Origin of the sequence: Nitrospirillum karajorum, assembly GCF_036348415.1 — a bacterium.
Taxonomy (GTDB): domain Bacteria; phylum Pseudomonadota; class Alphaproteobacteria; order Azospirillales; family Azospirillaceae; genus Nitrospirillum; species Nitrospirillum amazonense_B.
In genome coordinates this window covers 247,501-270,249 of the sequence record NZ_JAZBQB010000002.1, presented here as the reverse complement: position 1 = coordinate 270,249, position 22,749 = coordinate 247,501, and the positions used below count along the sequence as shown (strand labels likewise).

At 67.5% G+C, this 22,749-nt stretch carries 27 protein-coding genes and 2 pseudogenes (1 of these 29 only partly in view); 9 read left to right on the top strand and 20 right to left on the bottom strand.

What is annotated here, in order from left to right; translation table 11 throughout:
• Positions 1–2: 2 nt before the first annotated feature.
• The 14 genes from UCD39_RS09005 to UCD39_RS08940 form a co-directional block, all read right to left on the bottom strand.
• Positions 3–269, bottom strand: a complete 267-nt coding sequence (locus UCD39_RS09005; RefSeq protein WP_330495700.1) for a VirB3 family type IV secretion system protein — start codon at positions 267–269, stop codon at positions 3–5.
• Positions 266–574: a TrbC/VirB2 family type IV secretion system protein gene (locus UCD39_RS09000; RefSeq protein WP_145736291.1), complete on the bottom strand. Its 309-nt coding sequence runs from the start codon at positions 572–574 to the stop codon at positions 266–268. The genes UCD39_RS09005 and UCD39_RS09000 overlap by 4 nt, the downstream gene beginning before the upstream one ends.
• A complete protein-coding gene (gene trbB / locus UCD39_RS08995; RefSeq protein ID WP_330495699.1) occupies positions 571–1,587 on the bottom strand; it encodes a P-type conjugative transfer ATPase TrbB in 1,017 nt (338 codons plus the stop codon). Before trbB ends, UCD39_RS09000 begins: the two co-directional genes overlap by 4 nt.
• Positions 1,580–2,065 carry a conjugal transfer protein TraG gene (locus UCD39_RS08990; protein ID WP_330495698.1) on the bottom strand — a complete coding sequence of 162 codons (486 nt, stop codon included), beginning with the start codon at positions 2,063–2,065 and terminating at the stop codon, positions 1,580–1,582. The genes trbB and UCD39_RS08990 overlap by 8 nt, the downstream gene beginning before the upstream one ends.
• A gap of 2 nt (positions 2,066–2,067) precedes the next feature.
• A complete protein-coding gene (locus UCD39_RS08985; protein WP_330495697.1) occupies positions 2,068–4,041 on the bottom strand; it encodes a conjugal transfer protein TraG in 1,974 nt (657 codons plus the stop codon).
• A 621-nt stretch (positions 4,042–4,662) separates the two neighbouring features.
• Positions 4,663–5,475 carry a hypothetical protein gene (locus UCD39_RS08980; protein WP_330495696.1) on the bottom strand — a complete coding sequence of 271 codons (813 nt, stop codon included), beginning with the start codon at positions 5,473–5,475 and terminating at the stop codon, positions 4,663–4,665.
• A 57-nt stretch (positions 5,476–5,532) separates the two neighbouring features.
• Positions 5,533–6,783 (bottom strand): DUF3363 domain-containing protein, encoded by a 1,251-nt coding sequence (locus UCD39_RS08975; protein WP_330495695.1) that lies wholly within the window; start codon positions 6,781–6,783, stop codon positions 5,533–5,535.
• Between the two features lie 234 nt (positions 6,784–7,017).
• Positions 7,018–7,596 carry a lytic transglycosylase domain-containing protein gene (locus UCD39_RS08970; RefSeq protein WP_330495694.1) on the bottom strand — a complete coding sequence of 193 codons (579 nt, stop codon included), beginning with the start codon at positions 7,594–7,596 and terminating at the stop codon, positions 7,018–7,020.
• 190 nt (positions 7,597–7,786) lie between these two features.
• Positions 7,787–8,305 carry a S26 family signal peptidase gene (locus tag UCD39_RS08965; protein ID WP_330495693.1) on the bottom strand — a complete coding sequence of 173 codons (519 nt, stop codon included), beginning with the start codon at positions 8,303–8,305 and terminating at the stop codon, positions 7,787–7,789.
• The gene (locus UCD39_RS08960; protein ID WP_330495692.1) at positions 8,302–8,787 is read right to left on the bottom strand and encodes a DUF2840 domain-containing protein; all 486 of its coding nucleotides are present in this window, start codon (positions 8,785–8,787) and stop codon (positions 8,302–8,304) included. Before UCD39_RS08960 ends, UCD39_RS08965 begins: the two co-directional genes overlap by 4 nt.
• On the bottom strand, positions 8,784–9,032 hold the full coding sequence (locus UCD39_RS08955; protein WP_330495691.1) for a hypothetical protein: 249 nt from the start codon (positions 9,030–9,032) through the stop codon (positions 8,784–8,786). The genes UCD39_RS08960 and UCD39_RS08955 overlap by 4 nt, the downstream gene beginning before the upstream one ends.
• Positions 9,029–9,667, bottom strand: coding sequence for a ParA family partition ATPase (parA, locus tag UCD39_RS08950; RefSeq protein WP_145748664.1), 639 nt, complete (start codon positions 9,665–9,667; stop codon positions 9,029–9,031). Before parA ends, UCD39_RS08955 begins: the two co-directional genes overlap by 4 nt.
• A 199-nt stretch (positions 9,668–9,866) precedes the next feature.
• Complete coding sequence (locus UCD39_RS08945; RefSeq protein ID WP_330495690.1) at positions 9,867–10,703, bottom strand: replication initiator protein A; 837 nt, start codon at positions 10,701–10,703, stop codon at positions 9,867–9,869.
• A 3-nt stretch (positions 10,704–10,706) separates the two neighbouring features.
• Positions 10,707–10,970, bottom strand: a complete 264-nt coding sequence (locus tag UCD39_RS08940) for a helix-turn-helix transcriptional regulator (RefSeq protein ID WP_330495689.1) — start codon at positions 10,968–10,970, stop codon at positions 10,707–10,709.
• Between the two features lie 285 nt (positions 10,971–11,255).
• Between UCD39_RS08940 and UCD39_RS08935 the strand changes: the two genes are divergently transcribed.
• Positions 11,256–11,945 carry a hypothetical protein gene (locus UCD39_RS08935; protein WP_330495688.1) on the top strand — a complete coding sequence of 230 codons (690 nt, stop codon included), beginning with the start codon at positions 11,256–11,258 and terminating at the stop codon, positions 11,943–11,945.
• On the top strand, positions 11,942–12,223 hold the full coding sequence (locus UCD39_RS08930; RefSeq protein WP_330495687.1) for a hypothetical protein: 282 nt from the start codon (positions 11,942–11,944) through the stop codon (positions 12,221–12,223). Before UCD39_RS08935 ends, UCD39_RS08930 begins: the two co-directional genes overlap by 4 nt.
• Before the next feature lie 98 nt (positions 12,224–12,321).
• Here the strand turns inward: UCD39_RS08930 and UCD39_RS08925 are convergent, their stop codons facing one another.
• From UCD39_RS08925 to UCD39_RS08920, 3 genes and pseudogenes are all read right to left on the bottom strand, one after another.
• Positions 12,322–12,936, bottom strand: a complete 615-nt coding sequence (locus UCD39_RS08925) for a DUF2285 domain-containing protein (RefSeq protein WP_330495686.1) — start codon at positions 12,934–12,936, stop codon at positions 12,322–12,324.
• A gap of 31 nt (positions 12,937–12,967) precedes the next feature.
• Positions 12,968–13,090, bottom strand: a pseudogene (locus UCD39_RS28480) (transcriptional regulator domain-containing protein); the annotation flags it as partial.
• Positions 13,091–13,284: 194 nt separating this feature from the next.
• Positions 13,285–13,575: a hypothetical protein gene (locus tag UCD39_RS08920; RefSeq protein WP_330495685.1), complete on the bottom strand. Its 291-nt coding sequence runs from the start codon at positions 13,573–13,575 to the stop codon at positions 13,285–13,287.
• Between the two features lie 171 nt (positions 13,576–13,746).
• On the opposite strand from UCD39_RS08920, the gene UCD39_RS08915 reads away from it, so the two are divergent.
• Entirely contained in the window at positions 13,747–13,974 is a 228-nt protein-coding gene (locus UCD39_RS08915) for a helix-turn-helix domain-containing protein (RefSeq protein WP_330495684.1), read from the top strand.
• A 101-nt stretch (positions 13,975–14,075) separates the two neighbouring features.
• Here UCD39_RS08915 and UCD39_RS08910 read toward each other — a convergent pair whose 3' ends face one another.
• Together UCD39_RS08910 and UCD39_RS08905 are read right to left on the bottom strand one after the other, a co-directional pair.
• The gene (locus UCD39_RS08910) at positions 14,076–15,278 is read right to left on the bottom strand and encodes a DUF932 domain-containing protein (protein ID WP_330495683.1); all 1,203 of its coding nucleotides are present in this window, start codon (positions 15,276–15,278) and stop codon (positions 14,076–14,078) included.
• Between the two features lie 375 nt (positions 15,279–15,653).
• Positions 15,654–15,971 carry a DUF736 domain-containing protein gene (locus UCD39_RS08905; RefSeq protein ID WP_330495682.1) on the bottom strand — a complete coding sequence of 106 codons (318 nt, stop codon included), beginning with the start codon at positions 15,969–15,971 and terminating at the stop codon, positions 15,654–15,656.
• 403 nt (positions 15,972–16,374) lie between these two features.
• On the opposite strand from UCD39_RS08905, the gene UCD39_RS08900 reads away from it, so the two are divergent.
• The 5 genes and pseudogenes from UCD39_RS08900 (at position 16,375) to UCD39_RS08880 (ending at position 18,986) form a co-directional block, all read left to right on the top strand.
• Positions 16,375–16,935: a DUF433 domain-containing protein gene (locus UCD39_RS08900; RefSeq protein ID WP_330495681.1), complete on the top strand. Its 561-nt coding sequence runs from the start codon at positions 16,375–16,377 to the stop codon at positions 16,933–16,935.
• Positions 16,917–17,300, top strand: a complete 384-nt coding sequence (locus UCD39_RS08895) for a DUF5615 family PIN-like protein (RefSeq protein ID WP_330495680.1) — start codon at positions 16,917–16,919, stop codon at positions 17,298–17,300. The genes UCD39_RS08900 and UCD39_RS08895 overlap by 19 nt, the downstream gene beginning before the upstream one ends.
• A 134-nt stretch (positions 17,301–17,434) precedes the next feature.
• Positions 17,435–17,644 (top strand): helix-turn-helix domain-containing protein, encoded by a 210-nt coding sequence (locus UCD39_RS08890; protein WP_330495679.1) that lies wholly within the window; start codon positions 17,435–17,437, stop codon positions 17,642–17,644.
• Positions 17,645–17,818: 174 nt separating this feature from the next.
• Complete coding sequence (locus UCD39_RS08885; protein WP_330495678.1) at positions 17,819–18,334, top strand: hypothetical protein; 516 nt, start codon at positions 17,819–17,821, stop codon at positions 18,332–18,334.
• Positions 18,335–18,525: 191 nt separating this feature from the next.
• Positions 18,526–18,986 (top strand): annotated as a pseudogene (locus UCD39_RS08880) (Ros/MucR family transcriptional regulator).
• Positions 18,987–19,031: 45 nt separating this feature from the next.
• On the opposite strand, the gene UCD39_RS08875 reads toward UCD39_RS08880, so the two are convergent.
• Positions 19,032–20,936, bottom strand: a complete 1,905-nt coding sequence (locus UCD39_RS08875; RefSeq protein ID WP_330495677.1) for a ParB/RepB/Spo0J family partition protein — start codon at positions 20,934–20,936, stop codon at positions 19,032–19,034.
• A 636-nt stretch (positions 20,937–21,572) separates the two neighbouring features.
• On the opposite strand from UCD39_RS08875, the gene UCD39_RS08870 reads away from it, so the two are divergent.
• On the top strand, positions 21,573–22,749 hold the 5' portion of the coding sequence (locus UCD39_RS08870; protein WP_330496531.1) for a recombinase family protein. Its footprint extends 506 nt past the window's final position; 1,177 of the gene's 1,683 nt are visible here — the first part of the coding sequence; its start codon is at positions 21,573–21,575; its stop codon lies beyond the right edge, outside the window.

Below are 22,749 nucleotides of genomic sequence, written 5' to 3'. Positions count from 1 at the left end.
GGTCAGACATCCAGCAAAACGCGGGCGACCCGCAGGTGGCGGGCGAACAGCGGTAGGAACTGCGGATCCTGGCGGGTCAGGAACAGGGCCACGCCATGGCCCAGGACATAGACCGCCACCCCCGCCAGCCACAGTTGCAAGCCCAGCCCGATGGCGGCGGCCAGCGTGCCCAGTGCGATGGCCAGGCCGCGCGGGATGCCGCCCAGCAGGATGGGCTCGGTCAAGGAGCGGTGCAGCGGCACCAGCCAGCCGGGAAGGTCGCCGGTCATGACACCAGCGCCCCGCCGGAGAAGCTGAAGAAGGTCAGGAAGAAGCTGGCGGCGGCGAAGGCGATGGACAGGCCGAACACCACCTGGATCAGCCGGCGCATGCCGCCGGAGGTCTCGCCGAACGCCAGCGCCAGGCCGGTGCCGATGATGATCAGCACGGCGATGATCTTGGCGACCGGGCCCTGAACGGAGTCCAGGATCTGCTGCAGCGGCTGCTCCCAGGGCATGCTGGTGCCGGCGGCCAGGGCCGCCTGGGGCAGGAGCACCGCGATGGCCACGGACCAGCGCAGGGGAAAACGCTTCATGACGGGTCTCCAGGTTGAAGGGGCGTAGGTAGCGCCAGGGGGCCGGCGCCCAGGGGTTCCAAGGCATAGCCGTCATCGCCCTTGAGGCCGGCGACACGCCACAGCCCGGCCAGGCGTCGTTGCGGGCCCCGGCCGGCCAGGACGGCGATGAGGTCGATGGTCTCGGCGATGAGCGGCCGGGGCACCGTCACCACCGCCTCCTGCACCAGTTGCTCCAGCCGGCGCAGGGCGCCGGGGGCGGAGCCGGCGTGCAGGGTGGCGATGCCGCCGGGATGGCCGGTGCCCCAGGCCTTCAGCAGGTCCAGGGCCTCGCGCCCGCGCACCTCGCCCACGGGAATGCGGTCGGGACGCAGGGCCAGGCTGGCCCGCACCAGGTCCCCCATGCCCATGACACCCGGGCGGGTGCGCAAGGGCACCACGTTGGGCACGTCGCAGCGCAGATCCCGCCGGTCCTCGATCAGAATGATGCGGTCGCCCGTCTGGGCCAGCTCCCGCAGCAGGGCGTTGGCCAGCGTGGTCTTGCCCGTACCGGTGCCACCGGCGATGAGGATGTTCCAGCGCTCGGCCACCGCGGCGCGCAGAGTGGCGGCCTGCCTGGCGGTCATGACCCGGGCGGCGACGTAATCGTCCAGGCCCAGGCCCATGGCCACAGGCTTGCGGATGGCGAAGGTGGGGCCGGTGACCACGGGCGGCAACAGGCCCTCGAACCGCTCCCCGCCCTGGCCGTCGGCATCCACGGGCAGTTCGGCGGAGATGGAGGGACGGCCGCCATGCACCTCCTCCCCGGCGCAGGAGGCGACCAGGCGGATGATGCGCTCCCCATCGGCGGCGGACAGGCGATGGCCCGTGTCGGCCAGGCCGGCGGACAGATGGTCGACCCACAGCCGGCCATCGGGGTTCAGCAGGATCTCCACGATGTCCGGCGCCCGCAGCAGGTCGGCAAGCAGCGGCCCCAGGGCGCTGCGCAGCATACGGGCCGTGCGGGCGGCCACGAGGGTGGGACCGTCAGACATGGGCCGCCTCCGCCGGTTCGTCGTCTGGCGCCGGTTCGGCGTCCGCCCTATCCGGGCTGGCGGCTTGGTGGCGCTCCGGCCAGATCTCGACGCTGATCTCCTGGACCAGGCTCTCGCCACGCTGCAGCCGGCGGCCCAGGGTGGCGATGTAGTTCTGGTAGCGTTGGGTGCCCTGGGCCTTGGCGGCGGCCTGATGCTCCGCCGGGATAGGCATCGTCACCGACAGCCAGAAGCGCACGAACAGCGCCTGGGCCTCGATGGCGATGGTGAGATCGCGCTCCACCCGCTCCAACTGCCGCGACAGGCGGTCCAGCCGGCGGGCGTAGGCGGCTTCGCGCCGGTCCAGCGCGTCGGGCGACAGGAAGGAGGCCACCGCCGCCTCCACCAGCTGGGACCGATGCACACCCTGGCGCAGGGCCAGCTCGGTCAGCTGGTCGGCCAGCTTGGGATCGAAGTAGCAGTTGAGGCGGCTCTTCATGGTCACAGCCCCATGCCGTCATCGGGGTCCAGCGCCGCCGCCCGGGCAATGGGCAGCCTGGCCATCACCCGCTGGCGTGGCCCCTCGTCATCGGGCCCGTCGTCGGCCACGGAAAACTCATCGGTGGGGTCCAGGGGCGGAGCGGCCTGGTCGGGGCCGGCCAGGTCCGGCTCCTGCCGGATGCCGCCCTCCTCGTCCTCGGCACCTCCCGCGCCGCCGGGCCCGGTGGGCTCGCACAGGGCCGCCCGGCCCGACCAATCGTCGGGCCGGCCCGGGGGGCGGTCGGGATAGAAAGCGTCGTTGAGGGTCGGGGCCGGCAGGACGCGGTCGCGCAGTTGCGGCTCCTCGTAATAGCGCAGCTTGCGCGCCCGGATGGGCGGCGTGCCCGCCACCATGACCAGCTCATCGGTGGCCGGCAGCTGCATGACCTCGCCCGGCGTCAGCAGCGGACGGGCCGTCTCTTGCCGGCTCACCATCAGGTGGCTGAGCCAGGGCGCCAGCCGGTGGCCGGCGTAGTTGTTCATGGCCCGCTGCTCGGTGGCCGTGCCCAGGGCGTCGGAGATGCGCCGGGCCGTGCGCTCGTCATTGGTGGCGAAGCACACCCGGATGTGGCAGTTGTCCAGGATGGCGTCGTGCTCGCCGTAGGCCTTCTGGATCTGGTTCAGCGACTGGGCGATCAGGAAGGCGCGGATGCCGTAGCCCGCCTGGAAGGCCAGCGCGGTCTCGAAGAAATCCAGCCGGCCAAGCGCGGGGAACTCGTCCAGCATCATCAGCAGGCGCCGGCGCCGGGCGGGATTGTCCAGCCGCTCCGTCAGCCGGCGCCCGATCTGGTTCAGCACCAGGCGGATCAGCGGCTTGGTGCGGCTGATGTCGGAGGGGGGTACCACCAGGTAGAGCGACACCGGCCGCGCGCCCTCCATCAGGTCGGTGATGCGCCAGTCGCACCGCCCCGTCACCTTGGCCACCACCGGGTCGCGGTAGAGGCCCAGGAAGGACATGGCGGTGGACAGCACGCCGCTGCGCTCGTTCTCCGACTTGTTCAGCAGCTCCCGCGCCGCCTGGGCCACAACCGGATGCACCCGGTCACCCAGATGCTTGGTCCGCATCATGACGCGCAGGGTGCGGTCGATGGGCCGGGCGGGGTCGGAGAGGAAGGCCGCCACGCCGGCCAGCGTCTTATCCGCCTCGGCATAGAGGACGTGCAGGATGGTGCCGACCAGCAGGGCGTGGCTGGTCCTCTCCCAATGGTTCCGCCGCTCCAGCGCCCCATCCGGATCGACCAGGATGTCCGCCACGTTCTGGACGTCGCGGACCTCGCACGCCCCCAGCCGCACCTCCAGCAGCGGGTTGTAGGCGGCGGACTGGGGATTGGTGGGGTCGAACAGCAGGCAGTGGGAGAACAGCGCGCGCCAGCCGGCGGTGACCGTCCAGTTCTCTCCCTTGAGGTCATGGACCAGGACGCTCTCGGTCCAGGTCAGCAGGGTGGGCACCACCAGGCCGACGCCCTTGCCGCTGCGGGTGGGCGCGAACACCAGGACGTGCTCCGGCCCATCATGGCGCAGATAGCGCCGCCCCATCCGCCCCAGCATCACCCCGGCATCGGCCAGCAAGCCGGCACCGCGTACCTCCTCGGTCGCCGCCCAGCGGGCCGACCCGTAGGTGGCCACCGCACCGGCGGCACGGGCGCGCAGGGTGGAGCCGACCACTGCCACCAGCAGGGCGCCGACACCGCCGGCACTGGCGATGCAGGCGCCAACCAGGAAGACGCGCGGGGCGTAGGCGTCGAAGCGCAGCCACCAGAGGAAGAACAGATCAGGGCGATAGACGGGGTGGGTGCCCAGGAAGAACCACGGCCGGCCCAAGGCGGGGGCATGGCCCAAGCGCCAGGCCACCCACTGGGTGGCGAGCCAGACGCCGGCCAGCACCAACACCAGTGCCGCCGCAATCTGACCCCAAAGGATGCGCCCGCCGGTCATCGATCCTGTCCCGCTTGTGAGAGGCGGGATAGATAAAGAAGACCGGATTCAGGTTAGCGCAACAGCAAATTCTTGGTGTCGTATGATATCGTATAATTACCTATAATCGGTGATTTGCGAATATGCGAAAGCGCGCGCATCATTGAGGGTAATAACCACGTATTCAGGATCGTTTTTCGATTGCATTTTATATTTATTAATATTCGACTTGGGGCTGGGAGCGGACTGGCAGGTTCTACGTAAAGGCCAGCCGTAGCCGCCGTTGAATTGGTCCTCATTTAGAGCCTGGCCAATAATTCGTCCCTTGTCCTCGACTTGGCGCTTCTTGAGCTGGTTAGGAGGGCAAAGCCTGTGCCGAGCGGTGCTATGATACCGTTCAGAGCAGCGCCTCCGATTTATGGGCCAAGCTCTCAAAGGCGTGCGAGATCGGTCGGTTGGGGCATGGAACGATTGAGATGACTGAACAGCGGTTTCAGCATCTGCTGGCGCTGCTGCCTTCGGGACGCCGTGGACGGGCCGACCGGCATGGAACCTTGAGCGCACGGAGTGATGCGTGCCCGCCGTCCTCAATTGATTCAAGCACGCTCTGTTGCATTTACCAGGTCGTAAGCTTGATCGAAATCAGCCACCGACCATCTCGGCATTGTAGATAGACGTACTGAGATGGCTCGGCAAGGTGCCGATCCATCCACCTCTTATAATCTCCATTACTAGTCCAATATTTGTACCAATGACTTGTGATTTTTTGACATCGTGCGCGACAGAGATGCCGATGAGTTTTGGTTCTGGATTTTCTCCTTTCGCCAGCCGCAGTCCGAAGATTGCACCACCGCTCATTCCGTATGGCTCCGGCGAGGTCACGCTGTTCCCCGTTCTAACGTCATTTTTCTTTCGTCTATTGAAAGAAATTCTTATTTCAGCTTCATCAATTTGCTCTATATTTGCACCGAACGAGAAGTTTGAGCGCTTTATCTTTATACCGCGCGGGCGTGATCTGTTTCGGGAGGCGGGGTATCCCGAGACCTCGGCAAATGTGAACCGCCCCGTCACTCTGTCTTCCTTGGTCGGTATAGCGACGTCTTCCGGCATCAGCGCTGTGGCATATGAGAGCTTCCGGCACGCTTCCTCATTGAGAGGGCCTATCGCTACATCATATTCCCGAGACACAAGAAAATTGCTATCCAGAGGAAAAGCGCCCTCCTCGCTGTCCAACAACAAGGTATCCCCCTCTTCGAATGGATCATCAATCACATGGAGCGCTGTACAAAGAAATGTCCTGCCGTCAATACGCAACAATACGGCGCTTCCGTGAGAGAAGATTCTTCCCTCACAATCACGGCGGTAGATCGGAATTACAGCTGGCTTTAACTTCTCAACCGCTGCATTTGTTGCCTGCATCAGCGATAGCGTGATGGCGTCAAGCTTTGGCCGCATTACACTTTTACCTAGTTATAGCTATCCTGGAAGCTCAACCCTAGCACAATGCTGCGCCTATTGGGCTGCTCTCGTATGCACGGCCTGAATGCTGATGCCTGCCCCGCCGCGCCCGACAACAACACGAACGACATCGCCAAGACGCATACCGTCGATATCGAACGCCGGACGGAGACGGACGTAATGGAACCGCCCCTGCCCGTCCTCCAGCGCCAGGAACGCCCGCCCGGTCAGTTCGTCATCCAGGCCCTTGGCCAGGATGCGCCCCTGGATCGCCCGCACCGGTCCCTGGTCGTCATGGATGGTGACGTCAGCGGCGGCGCGACCCAGCGTCTGGTTCATGGTCCGGATGATGTCGCCGCGGCGCCCCATCGCCTTCAGCGTAGGCTCCGCGTCCTCGGCAATACGCCAGCGCCCTTCCCCGTCAGTCGACGCCAACCCCAGGGTTTGCAATCGCTGCAGCCGGCCGATGAGCAAGCCCTGTACCCCGGTCCCATCGCCCCAGCCCGACGCTGACCGCATGTCGATGACGCCGTTGGGAACGGTGGTCGCCATTCGGGCCAGGGTGCGGTCCAACGGCGTCCAGCGCTCGGCCTCCACCTCCCGCGCCAGCTTGGTCTGGATCTCCCATTCCGACCGCGGCCCCAGTTCCAGGGTGGCCAGCTCCTGGGCCCGTGCCCGCAGGCCCTGGGTGATGTAGTTCCGGTGGATGACCAGGTCGCGGCCGGCCTCGTCCATGCCGCGCACGATCAGATGGACGTGGGGGTTGTCGGTGTTCCAGTGGTCGACGGCCACCCAGTCCAGCCGGGTGCCCAGGTCGCGCTCCATGGTCCGCGCCAGGTCGCGGGTGTAGGCCCGCAGGTCGGTGAGGTCGGCCGCATCCTCCGGGCTGACAATGAAGCGGAAGTAGTGGCGGTCGTCCGCCGTCCGGTTGACGAACGCCCGCACGTCGGCATCGTTGGTGTCCGCGCTGAACATCCGCGCCGGCTGACCGTCCTTGGTCACGCCCTCCCGGCGCAGATAGGCCAGGTGGGTCCCCAGCGGCGCCCCTCGCCGGCCACGGCGGACGATGCGGGCCTTGACCACCACGCGGCGCCCCCGATGGGCCAGCAGGCCACGGCTGAGTTTCCAGGCCATGCCGGCGCCCCGGCCGGCCATCCCACGCTTGGTGCGGGTGGAAACCATGCCCGCCTGGTCGCGCGCCACCAGCACCTTGGCCTTGAACAGGCGTGGCTGCCGCTCCGCCCGGAAGCGGCCCAGGCGCGGGCGCAGGAATGCGTCGGCGTCGCGGTCACCACGGCGCGGCATGATGTCCCCGTGCCAGGGGAACCCAGGAAAACAGCGCCTCAGCGCGGACAGGCAGCACGGCGCCCCAACCCTGGCACCGTCCCGACGCAAGGCAATCCGCCCCTGACAGCCCGTAAAACCCACCCCACGGCACCGCCTTTAATCTTGCCGTCCGTCGTCCATCGGGCTCTCTGGCGTCGATCCCCTGCCCCTCGCCGCCCTTAAGCGCCCGGCCCCCGCTGTCACGCCGCCCCGTCACGGCATGCTCCCGGCGTGGCTCAGCGCGACGAACAGCCCCTGGTCCGGCTTCGACAGGTCCCTCGGGGTCTGGGTCCATCGTCCCAGCACCTGGGCGACATAGCGCTGGGTCGCCGCCGGAAGGGGCTGGCCGGTGCGGTGGTAAGTCAGCACACGGGCGGGCCCGGCATGGTAGGCGGCCAAGGCGTCCACGGGCCCGAAGCGCTTCCGCAACTCCGACAGGAACGCTGCACCCGCCAGCAGGTTGTCGCGCACCTGATAGGCGCTGGTGCCCAAGTGCAGGCGGGCCCGCAAGGCGGCCCAGGTCCCGGGCATCAGCTGTGCCAGCCCCATGGCCCCGGCCGGTGAGGTGGCGGCGGGGTCGCCCGCGCTTTCCACCGCCACCACAGCGGTCAGCAAGGACGGTGGCAGGTGGACACGCGCGGCCGCCTTGATGATCTCGGGGGCGATCTCCGGCGCGATCCCAACCGGCCGACGTGCGGTCGTCGTCACGCAGGGCGGCGATGGCTGTAGCGGGGCGAACAGCGGGCTGGCGGTGGCGAGGCCGCAGGCGGCGGCCAGGGTCAGGACGGGCATGACGGTCTCCAGTGCAACAGCGACAATGGGACGAGCGGAGCGCGGCCTTCAGCCACCGGGCTCGCCCGCGTCAAGGCCAAGCGACGCTTGACCTTGACCCTGGCTGCGCGCGGCGGCGGACCGGAGGGCGGTCGGGACGACAGGATGTCGCCCCGGGGCCGAACAACAGGATGGGGGAGGACAGGCGGCGTCACGGGTCCCGCCCCATCCAAACCGGGATCGCCTGGCCCAGGACGGCGGTGAGCGGCGTCGGGCCAAAATACCGGCCGTCCAGCGCGTCGGCACGGTCGGGGTTCAGCAGCAACACCTCGCCGGGCAACAGCCGCCGGCAGCCGCACCAGGCGGTCAGGGGCCGGCCCTGGCCATCGGTCGCCAGCGCCCGCGCCAGGGGACGTCCGTCCACCAGCACCCGGCCGGCACGGCCGCAGACATGCTGCCCCGCCACCGCCGCCACCGGCTTCAGCAGGGGCACGCCCAGGGGCAGGTAACCGCGATCCGCGTAGAGACGCGCCTGTACGGCATCGGGCCGCACTAGCAGCAGGGTGCCGGGGACCGGGCCGCCATCGCTCATGGGGCGGACGCGGTAGAGGCCAAGGGGGACGCTGGCGGTGGCGTTCCACACCAGCGCAGGCCGGCGGCCTGGTATGGCCAGGACCAACAGCAGCATGGCGGCCAGGCCCGCCAGCAAGGGGAAGGTCCGGCGCGTCATGACCCCACCCCCCGGCGCCGGCACCAGGCGGCATGCTGATCCCGGCCGTAGCGCCGGGGGGCCTGCCCGCAGGCCAGGCGGTTGTGGGCATGGCGCCAATAGTCCGGCGCCACCGCCGCCGGGTCGAAGCCGTCCGCCTCCAGCATGTCGATCAGTTCCAGCGTGCGCTTCACCCGGGGCCAGCCCGATAGACGCAGCAGGCTGTCGCCGCCGGGGGTGATGCCGGGCACGGTGACGCGCCCCTCCCCCGCCGCGCAGGCCCGCAGGATGTCGATGCGGGAGAGGACGGTGCCGTGGGCGTTGCCCTCCCACCGCACATAGCCGAACACGGCGCCAGGGGCGAAGAACAGCAGGCGTCGCCGCCGGTCCAGCACCTGGTCCGCCACCGGATGGCCGAAGCGCAGCCAGCGCTCGATCCAATCGCGGTGGAACACCAACTCGACGCTGGTCAGGGGGCTGGTCTGGGAAACCGGCGCGGTCATGACGGCCCCGCCCCGGTGCCGAAGCGCTCCTCCAGCATCGCCCGCAGCAGGTCGGCCACGGTGATACCCTGGTGAAAGGCAGCGACCTTGATGCGGCCGCGCAAGGCCGGCGTGACGTCGATGGTCAGGCGGGCGCTGTAGGCCTCGGCCTTGGGCGCGGCGCGGCCTCGGCCCTCGCCGTCGACCCAGCGCTGGGCATCGTCGCGCGGACGGGCACCGAGGACGGGGACGGGCCGCCTGGTCATGGCCGCCCCCGCAGCACCTCGGCGGCCAGCGCTGCCACCTCGCGCACCGCCGGCGACGCCCGGTCGATCTCCCGGGCCAGCAGGCCCGACCCGGCCGCCTCGGCGTAGATCACCCGTTGGGCCAGGCTGGCCTCCAGCGCCGGCACGCCCAGGCTGGCGATCGCGCGCTGGACCTCCCGGGCGATGCGGGTGCGGACCACGCGGCGGTTGACGACGAAGTGGGCCTTCAACTCCGGCCGGTAGACACGGGCCTCGGCCACCAGGTCCAGCATGGCCTGGCTGGCCCAGACGTCGAAGCCGGACGGCTGCACCGGCACCAGCACCCGCTCCGCCGCCAGCAGGGCGGAGCGCACCAGGGCGGTGGTGCGTGGCGGCCCGTCGATGACGACGTGGGTGACGCCCCGGGCCAGATCCGGTACCTCGCGGTGTAGGGTCTCCCGCGCCAGACCCACCATGCCGAACAGCCGGCGGCGCCCCGCCCGTGCCCGCTGTTCCGCCCAATCCTGGGCGGAGGCCTGGGGATCGGCGTCGACCAGCAGCACGGACGCGCCGGACCGCGCCCACTCCCCGGCCAGGTGCAGGGCCAAGGTGGTCTTGCCCGCCCCGCCCTTCTGCGTCAGCACGGCGACGATCATGGCCGCCTCGCGCGCGGGCGCGGATGTAGGGCTCTACCCTCAACAACAACCAAGAGTCTATTAAGAGTCATAGAGTCAGGGATTCGGCCAGCGCGAATTTGTGATTGGTACCAATGGCTTGCTGACCACCCCCACGCCTGATCCACCGTCGAATCACGCCTGATCCACCGTGGCGGCACGCCTGATCCACCGAGAGGATTCACAGCCCACCCTCCCCGTCTGTGGATGAAACTCCCGGCTTATCCCCAGGCACCACAACGGCACTGTGGACGGGCTCGGTGGATCGGGCGGCGTGCAGGGCCTCCCGCCCCTGATGCCGCACCAGGGTCAGGGCATAGCCCGCCAATACGCCCCGGCGCGCGATGCCCCGCAGGTCCGCGATGAAATCGACCGGGCGGGCCAGGCTGCCGGACCGGGCCTGGAGGTCGGCCAGGGTGATGGTCCAGCCGGTGGATAACCCTGCATGCCGGCGTAGCAGGCGCCACAGCCAACGCTCCACCCCGCCGGTCAGCCGCAGATAGGCGCGGTCGATCCGCAGCACCCGCCGGCGGATGACAACCGCCGTCCACAGCCATTCCGGCAGCAGAATGATCAAGCCGTCGCCATCAGTGGTCCAGCGCTCGATCCAATGGAAGCGGTGCCCCTCGGCCGTGGGGACGCCCAGCGTGGTCTCCACCGCGCTGGCCGCCAACCGCTCCAGCGCCTGGGCCAGGGCGGCGTATTGCGCCCGGCCGGTGCCGCGCCCGAGAAAGCGTAAAACCTGAAACGCGGGTGCGCGTAAAAGCGGCGCTGGTTCCAGCCCCTGATCGCGCCCCTCGGCCAGTTGCGAAACCGCCCAGATCAGCAGGTCGGCATCCCAGAGGGTGGCGAGGCCCGGCCCAGCGGCCGGGGTCGATACCCGCAGATGGGCCCCCGCCCGCCGGTGCGACAGCGGCCGATGCCGGGGCCGCTTGGACAAGGAAAAGCAGGGCCAGACCATCAGGTCGATGGCATCGCGCACCGGGGCCCCAGCATGAATGGCGGGAAAGGCGCGCATGGGTCACCGCCTTCCCAACGACGAGGCTCGACGCGGCGGCCGGACGGTGGTGGGGGTGACGTCGGTGGTGGAGGTCCGCCGCCCCTGGTCGGCCCAGCGCTGCAGGTCTTCGACGGCGTAGATCACGCGACCACCGATCTTGCGATAGACCGGCCCGGTGCCGAAGGTGCGGTGCTTCTCCAAGGTGCGGCCGGACAGCCCCAGAAGCCGGGCGGCCTCGGGCGTGCGCAGATAGCGCGGCGGCAAGGATGGATAAGGATCGAGCATGGGCGCACCCCGGCATGGCCAGGCGGCCCACCGGGAACGGGGCCGCATCGCCGGCAAGCATCGGCGGGCCGCCACCCCCTTGGGGATGGACGAAGATCGGGGGGTGCGGAAAACGTCCACCCCGGCATCGGCGCGGGACGACCTGCCCGTAAGGGGAAGACGCCGGCCAAGCGCATCATGCCTTCGGCAGAGGCCCGCATGGCCAGCTTGCCGATACACGGGTGGCGCGTATTTGATTACGCGGGACACCGGTCCCGCCAGTCGGTTCAGCCGAGGAGCGCGAAGATGGCGGAAACCCTGACCATGAGCCACCGCTGGCTCCGGGACGATGCCATGGCCTTGCTCTTGAGCGAGGCCTGCTGTGATTTTGGCATGCTCAACCAGACGCCCGATCCGCAGAAGGCCCGCGCGCTGGTGGCGGGCCTCTGCCTCATCCGCATGAGCGACAACTTCCGTTTCGCATTCGAGAAGGAACTGGACACCTTGCGGCACACCCCCGGTTGGGGGCCGTTCTATTCCTGGATGATCATGACCAAGTTCCAGGTGACGGAGAATCCGGATGAATACCCGTTCTCACTCACTGACCGCGAGTTCGATTACTACGCCACCAAGGAGTTCAGCGGCAAAATCGGCGACGTCCAAGGCATTTACAAGCCGCCGAACTTCTATACCGCCTTGGGCCAGGACATCGGCACCTTCTTTATCAGTGTCGGTGTAGGAATGGCGGCCACCGCTCTAATCCCCGAGGCTGCAGGCGTCGCAGCCTTGAGCAGAACCGTCCTTGGGACGGCCGCTGCAAAAGCGGCAGCCAGCAGCGGACCTACTTTTGGCGTCACCACCACAAGATCGGCCGTGAGCGGTTTTGCGACTGGGCTGGCATCCCGCTTGTTGCCTGGCAACACCTGGGCTGCGGCGCGTTCTAACCGGCTATGGCCTCGTTATCTCGCGGAGTACAATCGAAGGCTGCTGCGATGAGCATCTTGGCTTTCCGCAGTTGGGTCGCCCGGTATGGACGCTGGTTGACAGTGGCCGGCTGGTTTCTGGCCTTTTTTAGTCAAGCCGACAAACGGTATGAGTACACCGTTCTCGGGTTGATCATCGCCTCGATAGGCGCGTGGGGCCTGTTATTGCACGCCGACATGCCGGGCAAGTCCTTTGGTTATCGGCGCCCTTTCCTGAACATTTTGCTGTGGATGGCCATCGCCTTGACCATATTGTACATGTGCCTGTTCTATGCAGTTGAGAGGCCATAACGAAAGCCCCTCCCCACTGGTGGGTAATGGCCACTACATCGAGCTGACCTTGCTCAGCATCTGGCTGTGCTTTGCGGTGCAAGCTGACTGCGGCGCCGTCAGCGCCTTAACAGGGCGCGATAGTCGCCATTGACCAAGCGGCGCCCCGTCGCCAGCAGTCGCCGCACCTGGGCCCTCACCGGACTGTCGGGCCAATCCGCGGGCGCCGTTCCCCACAATGCCGCCGCCACCTCGCGGCCGGATGCCCCGGCGGTCGCCAGGTCCAGCGCCCAGAGCATGAAGGCGGATTCCAGTGTGCGACCGGTCGGCCTGGAAGCCGGCGTGGGCGGCGCCCGGGTGATGCGCGGGTTCTGGGCATAGCGCCAGAACGCCAGCGTTGAGGCCAATCGCTGGGGATGCCAGGCGTCAAACAGAGGCTGGGGGGCCAAGGCGGCACGGGCGGCGGGCGGGCCCGGGCCTGGCAGCAGCAGGTGGTGCGCCAACCCCGGGCGGGGCGAGACGATCAACTGATAGCCATCGGGGGTCAGCAAGGCAGCCTGGCGACCACCCCATCGATCCGGGTCAAAGTGGATCAAGCACCCGGCGGCCAGGGGGGCCGGGGTCAACCGCACCAGACGAACCAGAACGTCGGCGCACCAGAACACGAACGCTTCCCGGGCTGTCAGGGCGGGGTCGGCCAGGACTTCGCAGCCCCCAGCGTGCGCCGCGATCAAACGGGATCACGGTCGCGGGCTCCGCCCTTTCAGCCTTGTGGTCCGCCTGGTAGGCAGCCGAACGGCGCAGGAATTCCCAGGCGAGCCCGTCATCGTCCAGGCCCTCGATATAGCGGTAGTCGGCGTCGAGGCGTTCTCGCTTAAACGGCCGCATGGCCCTCTCCGTGCATCGTTAGCGCGGATCAGTGAAGGCACCTTCCCCAACAAACAATGCCCAGCCCAAAGCGTCGTGTCTAGGTCGACGGATGTAGGTCCCACGGGGTCGAATTGGGGCACGTTTGACCTGAAGGGGCTCCCCCTGCCCCCAAAGGCGTAGAGCCGTGGGTCCGTAAAAACGGCTCCACAGATTTACTCCACCCGGCGGTCCCGCGGGTTTTTTTGCAGTTGCTCGTGCCCATGCTCGGCCATCCATCTGGCCCGAGCCAGATGGCTGTCGTAGGCGCGCAAGGCTTTGGCCCGGTCCCCTTGCGGATTGATTTGCAAGACTTCCCGGATGATGTCGTCGATGGCCCTGCCATCCCGTACCGCGTCCAGCAGCATCAGGTAGGTCGCAAAATGCTTACGGTCGTAGTCGGTGATCGTGGTGTCGCTCGGCGCCAGGTCGGCCACCGGCCCTGGGTTGACGGGGGATCGGGTCACGGATTGGGGCCCCTTGCTTGATGGGACAGGTGGTCCTGCTTCTCCGCTGGGAGTATGCCATGGGTGCCCCCGCCCAGCGAAGGCGCGTTCGGGGGACGAACAAGTCAGGACACGACGCCCGCGTATTATAGTACGTCGCATTAGAATACGCGATCCTGCTCCATCCTGGGGATGGACATCCGACGGCTCTTTGGGGCGAACCTGCGCCGCCTGCGAGATCGCGCCGGCCTCAGCCAGGAGGCCGTGGCGGCGCGCATGGGCGTGGACCGGGCCCATGTCAGCCTGATGGAACGTGGTCAGCAGAACGTGACCTTGACCACGCTGTGGGCGGTTTGTGAGGCCCTGCAGGTTCGGCCTGTCGAATTCTTTGACGAAAGCGTGGGTATCGACGGGCCCTGATCCCGCGCCGGCCCCGCCGGCGCGCAAATTTTGCGCCAGCCCGACGGATCCAAGCCTATGGAAGGGCGGGGCCGGCATTACACCGGCCCCCTGTTCTCCCCCTATGCGGCCACCCGGTCCATCAAGCGCTTGGCCTTCTGCTCCAGGTCCAAGCGAGCATCCTGGTGGCCCTTGGCGCGGGCCACGGCGGTGATGCCTTGGATGAAGTCGAACACGCTTTCCGGCGGCTTGCCCTCCTCCCGCAAGACGGTTTCGATGACGCGAGCGGCATCCTGGCGGCCCAGGCCGGCACGACGGCTGAGGAAGTCCGTGCGCTCCTCATCCTTGGTGGCGACGATGGTGTCGCGGGCGGCCTTGATGCCGGCAATGAAGCCGGCGGGACTGCTGGCGGCGAAGCGCTCCAGGGCTGGGGCCGCCTGGTGGGCGAAGCGGCCAGCGGCGTATTTGCTGTGGCGGATGGTGATTTCCTCCAAGCCCTCCACGCCCCAAAGATTGCGGTTCTGGCAGACGCCCCGCAGGAAGAAAGAGGCGATGCCCAGCGACTTGCTGCCCACCTCCGAATTCCAGCAATAGAAGCCCCGGAAATACAGGTCCGGCGACCCGTCGGCCAAACGCCCGGCCTCGATGGGATGGGTGTCGTCCACCAGGAACAGAAAGACGTCGCGGTCGCTGGCGTACAGCGTGGTGGTCTCGGCGCTGATGTCGACGTGGGGGTTGTGGCTCATGGTGGACCAGTCCAGCGTCCCCGGTACCTTCCACCGGGTGTCACCCGTGCCGTTGCCGGCAATGGCGCGCACGGCGGCCACCAGTTCATGGTCGTGGATGCGGCCATAATCCGGCCCCGTCACCGCGCGCAGTTCAAGCCGGCCGTCGTCCGTTTCCAGAGTCTTGACCTGTTCGGCCCGATGATGGGTCAGGCCATATTGCAGGTTGATACCGGCCAAAGGGGCCGGCAGTTGTCGCAGATAGCCGGCGGGCGCGCCCACCAGGCCGGCCAGTTGGCCAAAACTCCAGTGCGTCGGCGCCAGGGCCGCCCCTTCCCCTGGCAGGCGCAAGGCCAGGCTGTTCGGGTCATCGCGGTGGGCCTCCACCAGGATATGCCGGCTCTCCACCGTACGGGTGCGGGACCGGTCGGCCCGGTCGCGCACCGCGTCATAGAGGTCGGCCAAGCTGAGATAGCGCTCGTCCGCCGGGCGCGAGAACCATTCCGAAGAAACGCGGCCAACCCGCCGGCCGCGCGTCACGTCCACCTTGAAGGGGGCGGCCACCGGAGTGGCGTCGAGGGTTTGGGTCACCAGGCTCATGATCTGTCTCCTTGCAGGTAAGATGACGAGGGGAAGCAGCGGCTGCTGCTTCCCGGAGGCGGGTGACCGCGCGGGTGGGTGGGGGCGAATGCGGCATGGCCCGGCCGGGTTTGCGGGGAACGGGTGGGCCTCGGCCCGCCCAGGGCACCGCAGCCCTGCCGGGCGCCAGGCGGCATTCGCGGGGAGGGAGGGCCCAGGGCCCGCCCTCCCAACAACGGCCCCGCGACCGCCCTGGCGGCGCGGGGCTGAACGAATTGAGCCGGAATTCCGGCTCTCCGCAGATCCTGAAACCCGGGTTTCAGGCGAAGCGGCTTTACGGACAAAAAGAAAGGCGCCCCGCCGGGGTAGACGGGGCGCCGCTGGTGGGATCAGGGGTCAGTTGCCGTTTCGGCGGGCCCAGATGAGGCTGTAGGCCTTGCCGTCATCCATCTCCACCAGGCTGGCGTAGATGGGCTGGGCGAAGCTGGGATCGTCCAGCTTGAGGGAGAGGTAGGGGCGGCCCGTGTCCTGGGCGGTCTTCTTCCAGGCGGCGCCGATCTCGGCGGAGCCGGCGTAGACGCGGAAGTCGGGAGCGTTGTCCTTGGCCTTGTCGGCCTCGGCGGTGATCCGGGCCTTGGCGTTGACGGAGAGGGTGCGGACGGAACCCGTGTAGTTACCGTTCTCGTCCTTGGTGAAGGTGCCGATGGTCGCCATGATGTCGTCTCCTGGGATGGTCCGGGGCCGCCCGTCGCGGCCTCGATGGTGATCCGACCGGACGAGGGGGAAGCGCCCGCACCGCCCTGGCGGCCGCAGCGACAGCGAAGGACGGCTGGCGCGGCGTTTTATTGGTGCGCGAGGAGGCGCCGTCCAGCGGCGCCGGGGAATAAAACGCCGCGCCAGCCGTTGCGGGACGGAGCGTCCCCTTCGGCCAGGGTCACCTGACGAGAGGCCGTGACGGGCGCCCCTGGCACCGTGTTCCCGGAGACGCTGGCGGCCTCCGCCACCTTTGCCAAGGTGCCACGATGGCACTGCTGCCCCGTCTCCCTACCCTCTTCGGCTAAGTCCCTTGCCACTGGCAGGCACAAGGCCTAAATTGATGTCCACGAGGACACGAATTATGCCGCTGCCCAGCTACAGCCCCCAAGAGACCGCCGCCATCACCGGCGCGCCGCTGGCCGCCATCCAGCGGGCGATCACCCGCCAGGCCATCCCCGCCCGCGCCATGGGCAAAACCGGCCGGCGGCAGCTCAATGAGACGGCGCTGCTGGCCTTCGCCCTGCTGGAGGCCCTGCCGGCGGAGGTCCGCCTGTCCCCGGCGACGGTCTACAACCTGTTGCGGGAAGACCCCCAGCGGCGCGACGTGGTGCTGGGCGAGGTCGTCCGCATCGACACCGCCAAGGCCTTGGAAGCCACGCGCCGACGCCTGGCGCTGTATGACCGGGCGGCGGACATCATCGTCAAGGACCCCGCCATCCTGGGCGGCGCCCCGGTGATCAAGGGGACCCGCATCACCGCCCAGTCCATCCTGGGCCGGCTGGAGGCCGGGGACGATGCCGACAGCATCCTGGAAGACTATCCGGCCCTGGACCGGGACACCCTGGAGGTGGCGGCCCTGTATGCCAAGGCCAACCCCTTGCGGGGCCGACCGAGCGGCAAGCTGTGGCCCCGCGCTTCCTGATCGACGAGAACCTGTCGCCTCAGGTCGCCCGCCATCTGCGGGACACCCTGGGATATGACGCCGCACATGTGAACGAGGTGGGCTTGAGCGGCCCGCCGGACGACGCGGTGCTGGCCTGGGCACTGGAGCGCCAGCACATCGTGGTTACCAGCAACGCCGACGACTTCCGCCGCCTGGGCCGGGCCAGCCCTGGCCATCCGGGGCTTGCCATTCTGCTGGACGCCGTGGGCCGCCAGCAGCAGGTGGCGCTGACTGTCATCCTCGCGGAAGCGGTGGAGGCCCGCCTTCAGGCCGGGGAACCCGCCGCCGGGCAGTTGTTCGAGGTGGACCGAGCCGGAGCGGTCAGGGTGTTCCCTCTGCCCTAAAGGAAAATGATCAGGAACGATCAATAAAGGGGAATGCCTACCTCCCTCAGGGCACCAGGATCAGCTATTAACGCAAAGCATGATTCAGAATATGTTCCGTGGTAACATATTCGACAGCCGTTCATGTTCTAACCATGAGCGACCTGCGAACCATCCTCGCCGAGAACCTTCGGCGTCTAAGAAAAGACAAGGGCCTGTCACAGGAAGAACTCGCCGGCCTGTCAGAGGTTGATCGTACTTACATCAGCCTGATCGAGCGCAAGCGAAACTCCATCAGTCTCGACAAATTGGAGCAAATCGCGACTGCTCTTAATGTCGACGCTTATTTGCTGATCAAGCCATAGAACGACTTAAAACCTGTTTGCCAAACATCAATATTGGAACCTTACCGCGTCTCAGGTGAGTGCGATCACTCACGTCGGCATCAGTGGCGCGGCACGATCTCACGGTTGAAAATGCAGAATATATTCTGCACTCTATCCCTCTCGGTAAACCCCTGCCGGCATGGGAGACGGACGATGCCCCTGTCCCATTACACCGACCCAATGGTTTTCGCCCTGGCGCTGGCTCAAGCGCCCCAGGTGCGGGGAATCCGTCACGCCGGGCATTTCAACCTGCTGGTCTCCTGGATGCGGGCGCGCGTGGACGACGGCTATCCCGCTTGGTCAACCGTGCGAGAGCGCGTCCAAGCCCCCTACCGCGATTTTCTGGTGGTGGCGGACCTGCACGTCACCCCACCCCGCTGGCATGATGTCGGCTGGAGCGCCGGCAACCTGCTGGCCAGCCGCTTTGACATCAGCGCCAGCCTGCCCGGCGCCCCTGCCTATCAAGCCGGCAAGATGGCGGTCGCCACTTATGATGAAATCCCCAGCCGGCAAGAGGTCTTGGGCCTGTTGGCTCTGCCAGTTCTTCATATCCGGCAGGAAAAGCCGATTTCCGTGATGGGTGTCTTCATGCTGGCGCCAAAGGCGGAGCGGTCGAATTCCATTCCTTGGCGCGGAGGGGAGCGGGCACCGCATCATCGGCTGCACTGAGCAAATCCATTTTATTTTCATCGCAGAAACGCTCATTTCCGGCGCTCCCTTGGTTCCGATGCCATCAATACCGAGTATGGATATCATTTAATTATATGGGGGCTATTCCTGCGCCTTGATTTGCAGGATTATGGACTTACTTCAGCATGGTGCCTCTGCTCGTGCCGAACCCGAATGGCGATGGAATACAAATGTCCGACTCGACCCTGAACCTGGCCACCAACATCGTGGCCGCCTATGTCTCCCACAACCGCGTGGATGTGGCGGACCTGCCGTCCCTGCGAAGGCCACCTATGACAAGCTGGTGGCGTTGGAAAACCCGCCGGCGGTGGCGGCCACGCCAGAGCCATTGACGCCCGCCGTTCCGGTGCGCCGCTCGGTGACGCCCGACCACATCGTCTGCCTGGAAGACGGCAAGAAGTTGAAGATGCTGAAGCGCCACCTGCGCACGGCCTACAACCTGACGCCGGACGAATATCGCGCCAAGTGGGGCCTGCCCTCGGATTATCCCATGGTGGCGCCCAACTACGCCGAGCGCCGGTCGGGTTTGGCCAAGGCCAATGGCCTGGGCACCCGTGCCCAGCGCGACACGGTGGCCGCCCCGGCTGCGGAACCGGCCAAGAGGAAGCGCGCCGCCAAGAAGGCGGCGTAAGGCCAGCGGAGCCGGTCATCCCGGCCCCGCCTTCCTGACACCTCGTTACTCCGCCGCCTGATCCAACGCCGGCTCGCGCCGTACCGTGCGCAACAGGGCGGGCAGCCAGGGCTTGCCGGCCAGCAGACGTTCCGCCTGCTCCGCCATCTCCCCCTTCTTCAAGCCGCTGATCGCCACGGCGTCGCGCGCCGATACGCCCTCGCTCACCGCTTCCACGATACGGGCCTTGGTGGCCCGCCCCAGATAGCTGTCGACCGTGGCGGACCAATGCCGGGTCATGTCCAGGTCCAGGACGGTGGCCAGGGCATCGGCATGGGCCAAACGGCGCGGGTCATGGCTCCAGGGCGCCTGCACGCCATGGACAAGGGTGGCCACGCAGAACGCCAGCAGACGGGCCAGGACGGCGGTTTCCTGCGCCAGCACCCAGGCCCAAAGCTCATCCGGCGAGGACGGCAATTGCCGGGCCCAGTCGTCATGGCGACTGGCGACGGCACGGGCGGCGGAACCGTCCGCCACCGGATTGATGAAGATCACGGGGGCCGCCTCCAGCCGCAGGCAGCTTTGCGGCAGGTAACCGCCACCATGGAACAGGGGCAGCGCCAAGGCATGCACCAAGGCGGCCAAGGCGACGTCGGGCCGATCCATCAGCGCCGCCTGGAGCCCAGCGGTGCGATGGGTGGTCAATTCCTCCACCAGGCGCTCGGACAGCGGAGTCAGGCCGTCCGTTTCCTCCTCAACGGCTACGCTGATCACCTCTGGTTCCGCCTGCGCAGCCGGCAGCGAGGCGGGCTCAGGGACAGGCTCGGGCGGCGCTTCATCCTCCGGCCGGATAAAGCCGCGCTCCACCCGAAGGGCGCCATCGGCCCCCAGGCAGACAAAGGCGCCACCGCGCGCGATGTCATCGGGATCATAGGCATCGCGGTCGCGCAGCGCGGCGATCCGGGCCTCCAGGTCCTGAAAGGCGGTATCCGCCTCAGGGGACCCATCGCCCTCCAGACGGTTGGACAGCGCCTCATAATCCCGCTCCAGCGCGTCCAGGGCGGCCTGTTCATCGGCGTCGAGGGGTGCAGGCGCGGGATAGACGCGGCGCAGGCCGGCCGCCAGGCCATAGGCGAATTCCGGATGGACGGCCACCCACTTCCACCCCTCCGCGCGCACGGCAACCGCCTCGGCCTCCAGCTTCTCGGCCACCAGCCGGTCCAGCAGCGGCACATCCTCCAGGTAGAAGCCCTGGTCGTCAGCGCTGAACAGATCGCGCAACACGGGGCCGCCCGCCGCCTCATAGGCGGCGATGCCGACGAAACGGACGCGCCGGTCGGTGGCGGGGACATGGGCCTGGGTCAGCAGGCGTCGGATGATGTCGGCTGATTTGTTCCAAGTCAGGTCGCCCCAAACCTGTTCCTGGCGGGCGTGGTCGTCGGTCAGGGCGAAGGCCGTCAACTGCTCCAGGGTCAACAACCCCTCGCGGTAATGCGTCATCAAGCGGGGGGACACGGCGCCCAGCTTGAGGCGCTGCTTCACTGTCCGCTCACTGACGCCGAAACGGGCCGCGATCTCCAGGGCCGGCAAGCCCTCGGCGGCATGCAAGTGATGGAAGGCCTCGAACTGGTCGGCCGGGTGGGGCGGAACGTAGCTGTTCTCGGCCAGGCTGACCTCCAGGGCGTTGGCCGTCCCCAGCAGGGCGCAGGGGATGGGGGCCGCCTTGGGCAGGCGCTTGCGCTGGGCCAGGAGTTTGAGCGCCGCCAGCCGGCGCCCGCCGGCCACCACCTCATAGCGGCCCGTCTCCTGCCCCTGGCCGTCGAGGACAGGCCGCACGGTGAGGTTTTGCAGCAGGCCGTGGGCGGCGATGCTGGCCGCCAGTTCCTCCAACCCGCTGTCGCGGGCGGTCTTGCGCATGTTGGCGCCCGAAGCGCTGAGCTTGGACAAAGGCAGGGTCAAAAGCTCTCCCATGATCGTCTCCATCGGTAAAATCCCGCCGGGAAGCACCCGCGCGTGCTTCCCGGAGGCGGGCGACCGCGCGGGGGAGAGGGGGGCGAGCGCCGGCGTGCCCGGCCGGGTTGCCAGGACGGGCGGGACCGTCGCGGGCCCCGTGATCATGACGATGACGCCGGGCCTGCGCGGCCGCGGCCCTGCCGGTCGGCGCCCGGCACTCGCGGGGGAGAGGGGGCGAAGGGGCCCCTCTCCCCAGATGCCAAGGTCAGAGAACCAGGAGCAGCCTTGGACCGCCATAGGCCCCCTGCCTCAAGCCAGCGCCACGATTGCTTAGGCCCTTGCCGCCGTTGGCAGGTCAGTGCGCGATCCGGCCTGTGATAGGGTTTCCCATCCCACCGGACAGCCCCAGGTTCATGTCTATCCAGACGGTAATGCCTCTTGAGAGCGGGTTGCGGCACCATGGAAAAGTCCGGCACGATAGGGCGTCCAGATAGCGAGAAGGGTAAGATCGGCGACCTGCTCACCTTCCGGCCTGCTGTCACGCCGGATCCCCGACTGGTGGAGTTGGTTCGGCTCCTCGCGCGACAGGCGGCCGATCAATACTTTGACGGGGCGCGGCAGCCGAAGGCGAAGCCCAGGTAGCAAGAGGCCGGAATGACCAAGGTCGCGCTCTACGCCCGCTACAGTTCCGACAATCAGCGCGACGCGTCGATTGAAGACCAGCTACGGCTCTGTCGCCTCCATGCGGAGCGGCAGGGATGGACCATCACCGACAGCTATACCGACCGCGCCATGTCCGGCGCATCACTGCTGCGCCCCGGCATCCAGGAACTGATCCAGGACGCGACACGGGGGATGTTCACCATCGTGTTGGCCGAGGCGATGGACCGCCTCAGCCGCGACCAGGAGGATATCGCCGGCCTGTTCAAGCGCATGGCATTCGCGGGCGTCAAGATCGTCACCCTGGCCGAGGGCGAGGTCGGCGCCCTGCATGTCGGCCTCAAGGGCACCATGAATGCCCTGTTTCTCAAGGACCTGGGCGACAAGACCCACCGGGGGCTGCGCGGCCGCGTTGAGCTCGGTAAATCCGGCGGCGGCAACGCCTACGGCTATGACGTGGTGCGGCAGCCAGTTGCAGACGGCTTAGCCAACCGCGGCGACCGCGCCATCAATGAGGCCGAGGCTGCCGTCGTCAGGCGGATTTTTCAGGCGTATGCCGATGGTCGGTCGCCAAAGCGTATCGCCAGCGTGTTGAACGAAACCGCCGTCCCCGCACCAGGCGGCGGTGAATGGAGCTTCAGCACCATCAACGGCAACCGTCGGCGCGGCACCGGCATCCTCAACAATGAACTCTACATTGGACGCCTGCTCTGGAACCGCCTCCGCTATGTCAAGGATCCCGACACCGGGAAGCGGGTTTCCCGCCTGAACAGCGAAGCGGATTGGGTGGTGCAAGATGTTCCGAATCTGCGGATCATCGACCAACGTCTGTGGGACCGGGTGAAGGAGCGGCAGGCGGCTCTCAACATCGACCGCGACACCGGTGACGCCAACGCGTTTCATGAGCGGCAGCGCAGCAAATATCTATTTTCCGGGCTGACCAAATGCGGATGCTGCGGCGGCGGTTATTCCATGATCTCCGGGGCGCATGTCGGCTGCTCCACCGCCCGGAACAAAGGAACCTGCCAGAACCGCCTCAACATCCGCCGCGACACCTTGGAAACCCGGGTGCTGACCGCGCTGCAGAAACACCTCATGGACCCGGCCCTCTTCGCGGTGTTCTGCGAGGAGTTCACGCGCCGCATGAATGAGCGGCGGATGGAGGCCCGTG

Excerpts from the sequence above, each read along its gene's own strand:
- UCD39_RS09005 (WP_330495700.1), bottom strand. The coding sequence starts at position 269 with ATGACCGGCGACCTTCCCGGCTGGCTGGTGCCGCTGCACCGCTCCTTG.
- UCD39_RS09000 (WP_145736291.1), bottom strand. The coding sequence starts at position 574 with ATGAAGCGTTTTCCCCTGCGCTGGTCCGTGGCCATCGCGGTGCTCCTG.
- trbB (WP_330495699.1), bottom strand. The coding sequence starts at position 1,587 with ATGTCTGACGGTCCCACCCTCGTGGCCGCCCGCACGGCCCGTATGCTG.
- UCD39_RS08990 (WP_330495698.1), bottom strand. The coding sequence starts at position 2,065 with ATGAAGAGCCGCCTCAACTGCTACTTCGATCCCAAGCTGGCCGACCAG.
- UCD39_RS08985 (WP_330495697.1), bottom strand. The coding sequence starts at position 4,041 with ATGACCGGCGGGCGCATCCTTTGGGGTCAGATTGCGGCGGCACTGGTG.
- UCD39_RS08980 (WP_330495696.1), bottom strand. The coding sequence starts at position 5,475 with ATGCGGCCAAAGCTTGACGCCATCACGCTATCGCTGATGCAGGCAACA.
- UCD39_RS08975 (WP_330495695.1), bottom strand. The coding sequence starts at position 6,783 with ATGCCGCGCCGTGGTGACCGCGACGCCGACGCATTCCTGCGCCCGCGC.
- UCD39_RS08970 (WP_330495694.1), bottom strand. The coding sequence starts at position 7,596 with ATGCCCGTCCTGACCCTGGCCGCCGCCTGCGGCCTCGCCACCGCCAGC.
- UCD39_RS08965 (WP_330495693.1), bottom strand. The coding sequence starts at position 8,305 with ATGACGCGCCGGACCTTCCCCTTGCTGGCGGGCCTGGCCGCCATGCTG.
- UCD39_RS08960 (WP_330495692.1), bottom strand. The coding sequence starts at position 8,787 with ATGACCGCGCCGGTTTCCCAGACCAGCCCCCTGACCAGCGTCGAGTTG.
- UCD39_RS08955 (WP_330495691.1), bottom strand. The coding sequence starts at position 9,032 with ATGACCAGGCGGCCCGTCCCCGTCCTCGGTGCCCGTCCGCGCGACGAT.
- parA (WP_145748664.1), bottom strand. The coding sequence starts at position 9,667 with ATGATCGTCGCCGTGCTGACGCAGAAGGGCGGGGCGGGCAAGACCACC.
- UCD39_RS08945 (WP_330495690.1), bottom strand. The coding sequence starts at position 10,703 with ATGCGCGCCTTTCCCGCCATTCATGCTGGGGCCCCGGTGCGCGATGCC.
- UCD39_RS08940 (WP_330495689.1), bottom strand. The coding sequence starts at position 10,970 with ATGCTCGATCCTTATCCATCCTTGCCGCCGCGCTATCTGCGCACGCCC.
- UCD39_RS08935 (WP_330495688.1), top strand. The coding sequence starts at position 11,256 with ATGGCGGAAACCCTGACCATGAGCCACCGCTGGCTCCGGGACGATGCC.
- UCD39_RS08930 (WP_330495687.1), top strand. The coding sequence starts at position 11,942 with ATGAGCATCTTGGCTTTCCGCAGTTGGGTCGCCCGGTATGGACGCTGG.
- UCD39_RS08915 (WP_330495684.1), top strand. The coding sequence starts at position 13,747 with ATGGACATCCGACGGCTCTTTGGGGCGAACCTGCGCCGCCTGCGAGAT.
- UCD39_RS08910 (WP_330495683.1), bottom strand. The coding sequence starts at position 15,278 with ATGAGCCTGGTGACCCAAACCCTCGACGCCACTCCGGTGGCCGCCCCC.
- UCD39_RS08905 (WP_330495682.1), bottom strand. The coding sequence starts at position 15,971 with ATGGCGACCATCGGCACCTTCACCAAGGACGAGAACGGTAACTACACG.
- UCD39_RS08900 (WP_330495681.1), top strand. The coding sequence starts at position 16,375 with ATGCCGCTGCCCAGCTACAGCCCCCAAGAGACCGCCGCCATCACCGGC.
- UCD39_RS08890 (WP_330495679.1), top strand. The coding sequence starts at position 17,435 with ATGAGCGACCTGCGAACCATCCTCGCCGAGAACCTTCGGCGTCTAAGA.
- UCD39_RS08885 (WP_330495678.1), top strand. The coding sequence starts at position 17,819 with ATGCCCCTGTCCCATTACACCGACCCAATGGTTTTCGCCCTGGCGCTG.
- UCD39_RS08875 (WP_330495677.1), bottom strand. The coding sequence starts at position 20,936 with ATGGGAGAGCTTTTGACCCTGCCTTTGTCCAAGCTCAGCGCTTCGGGC.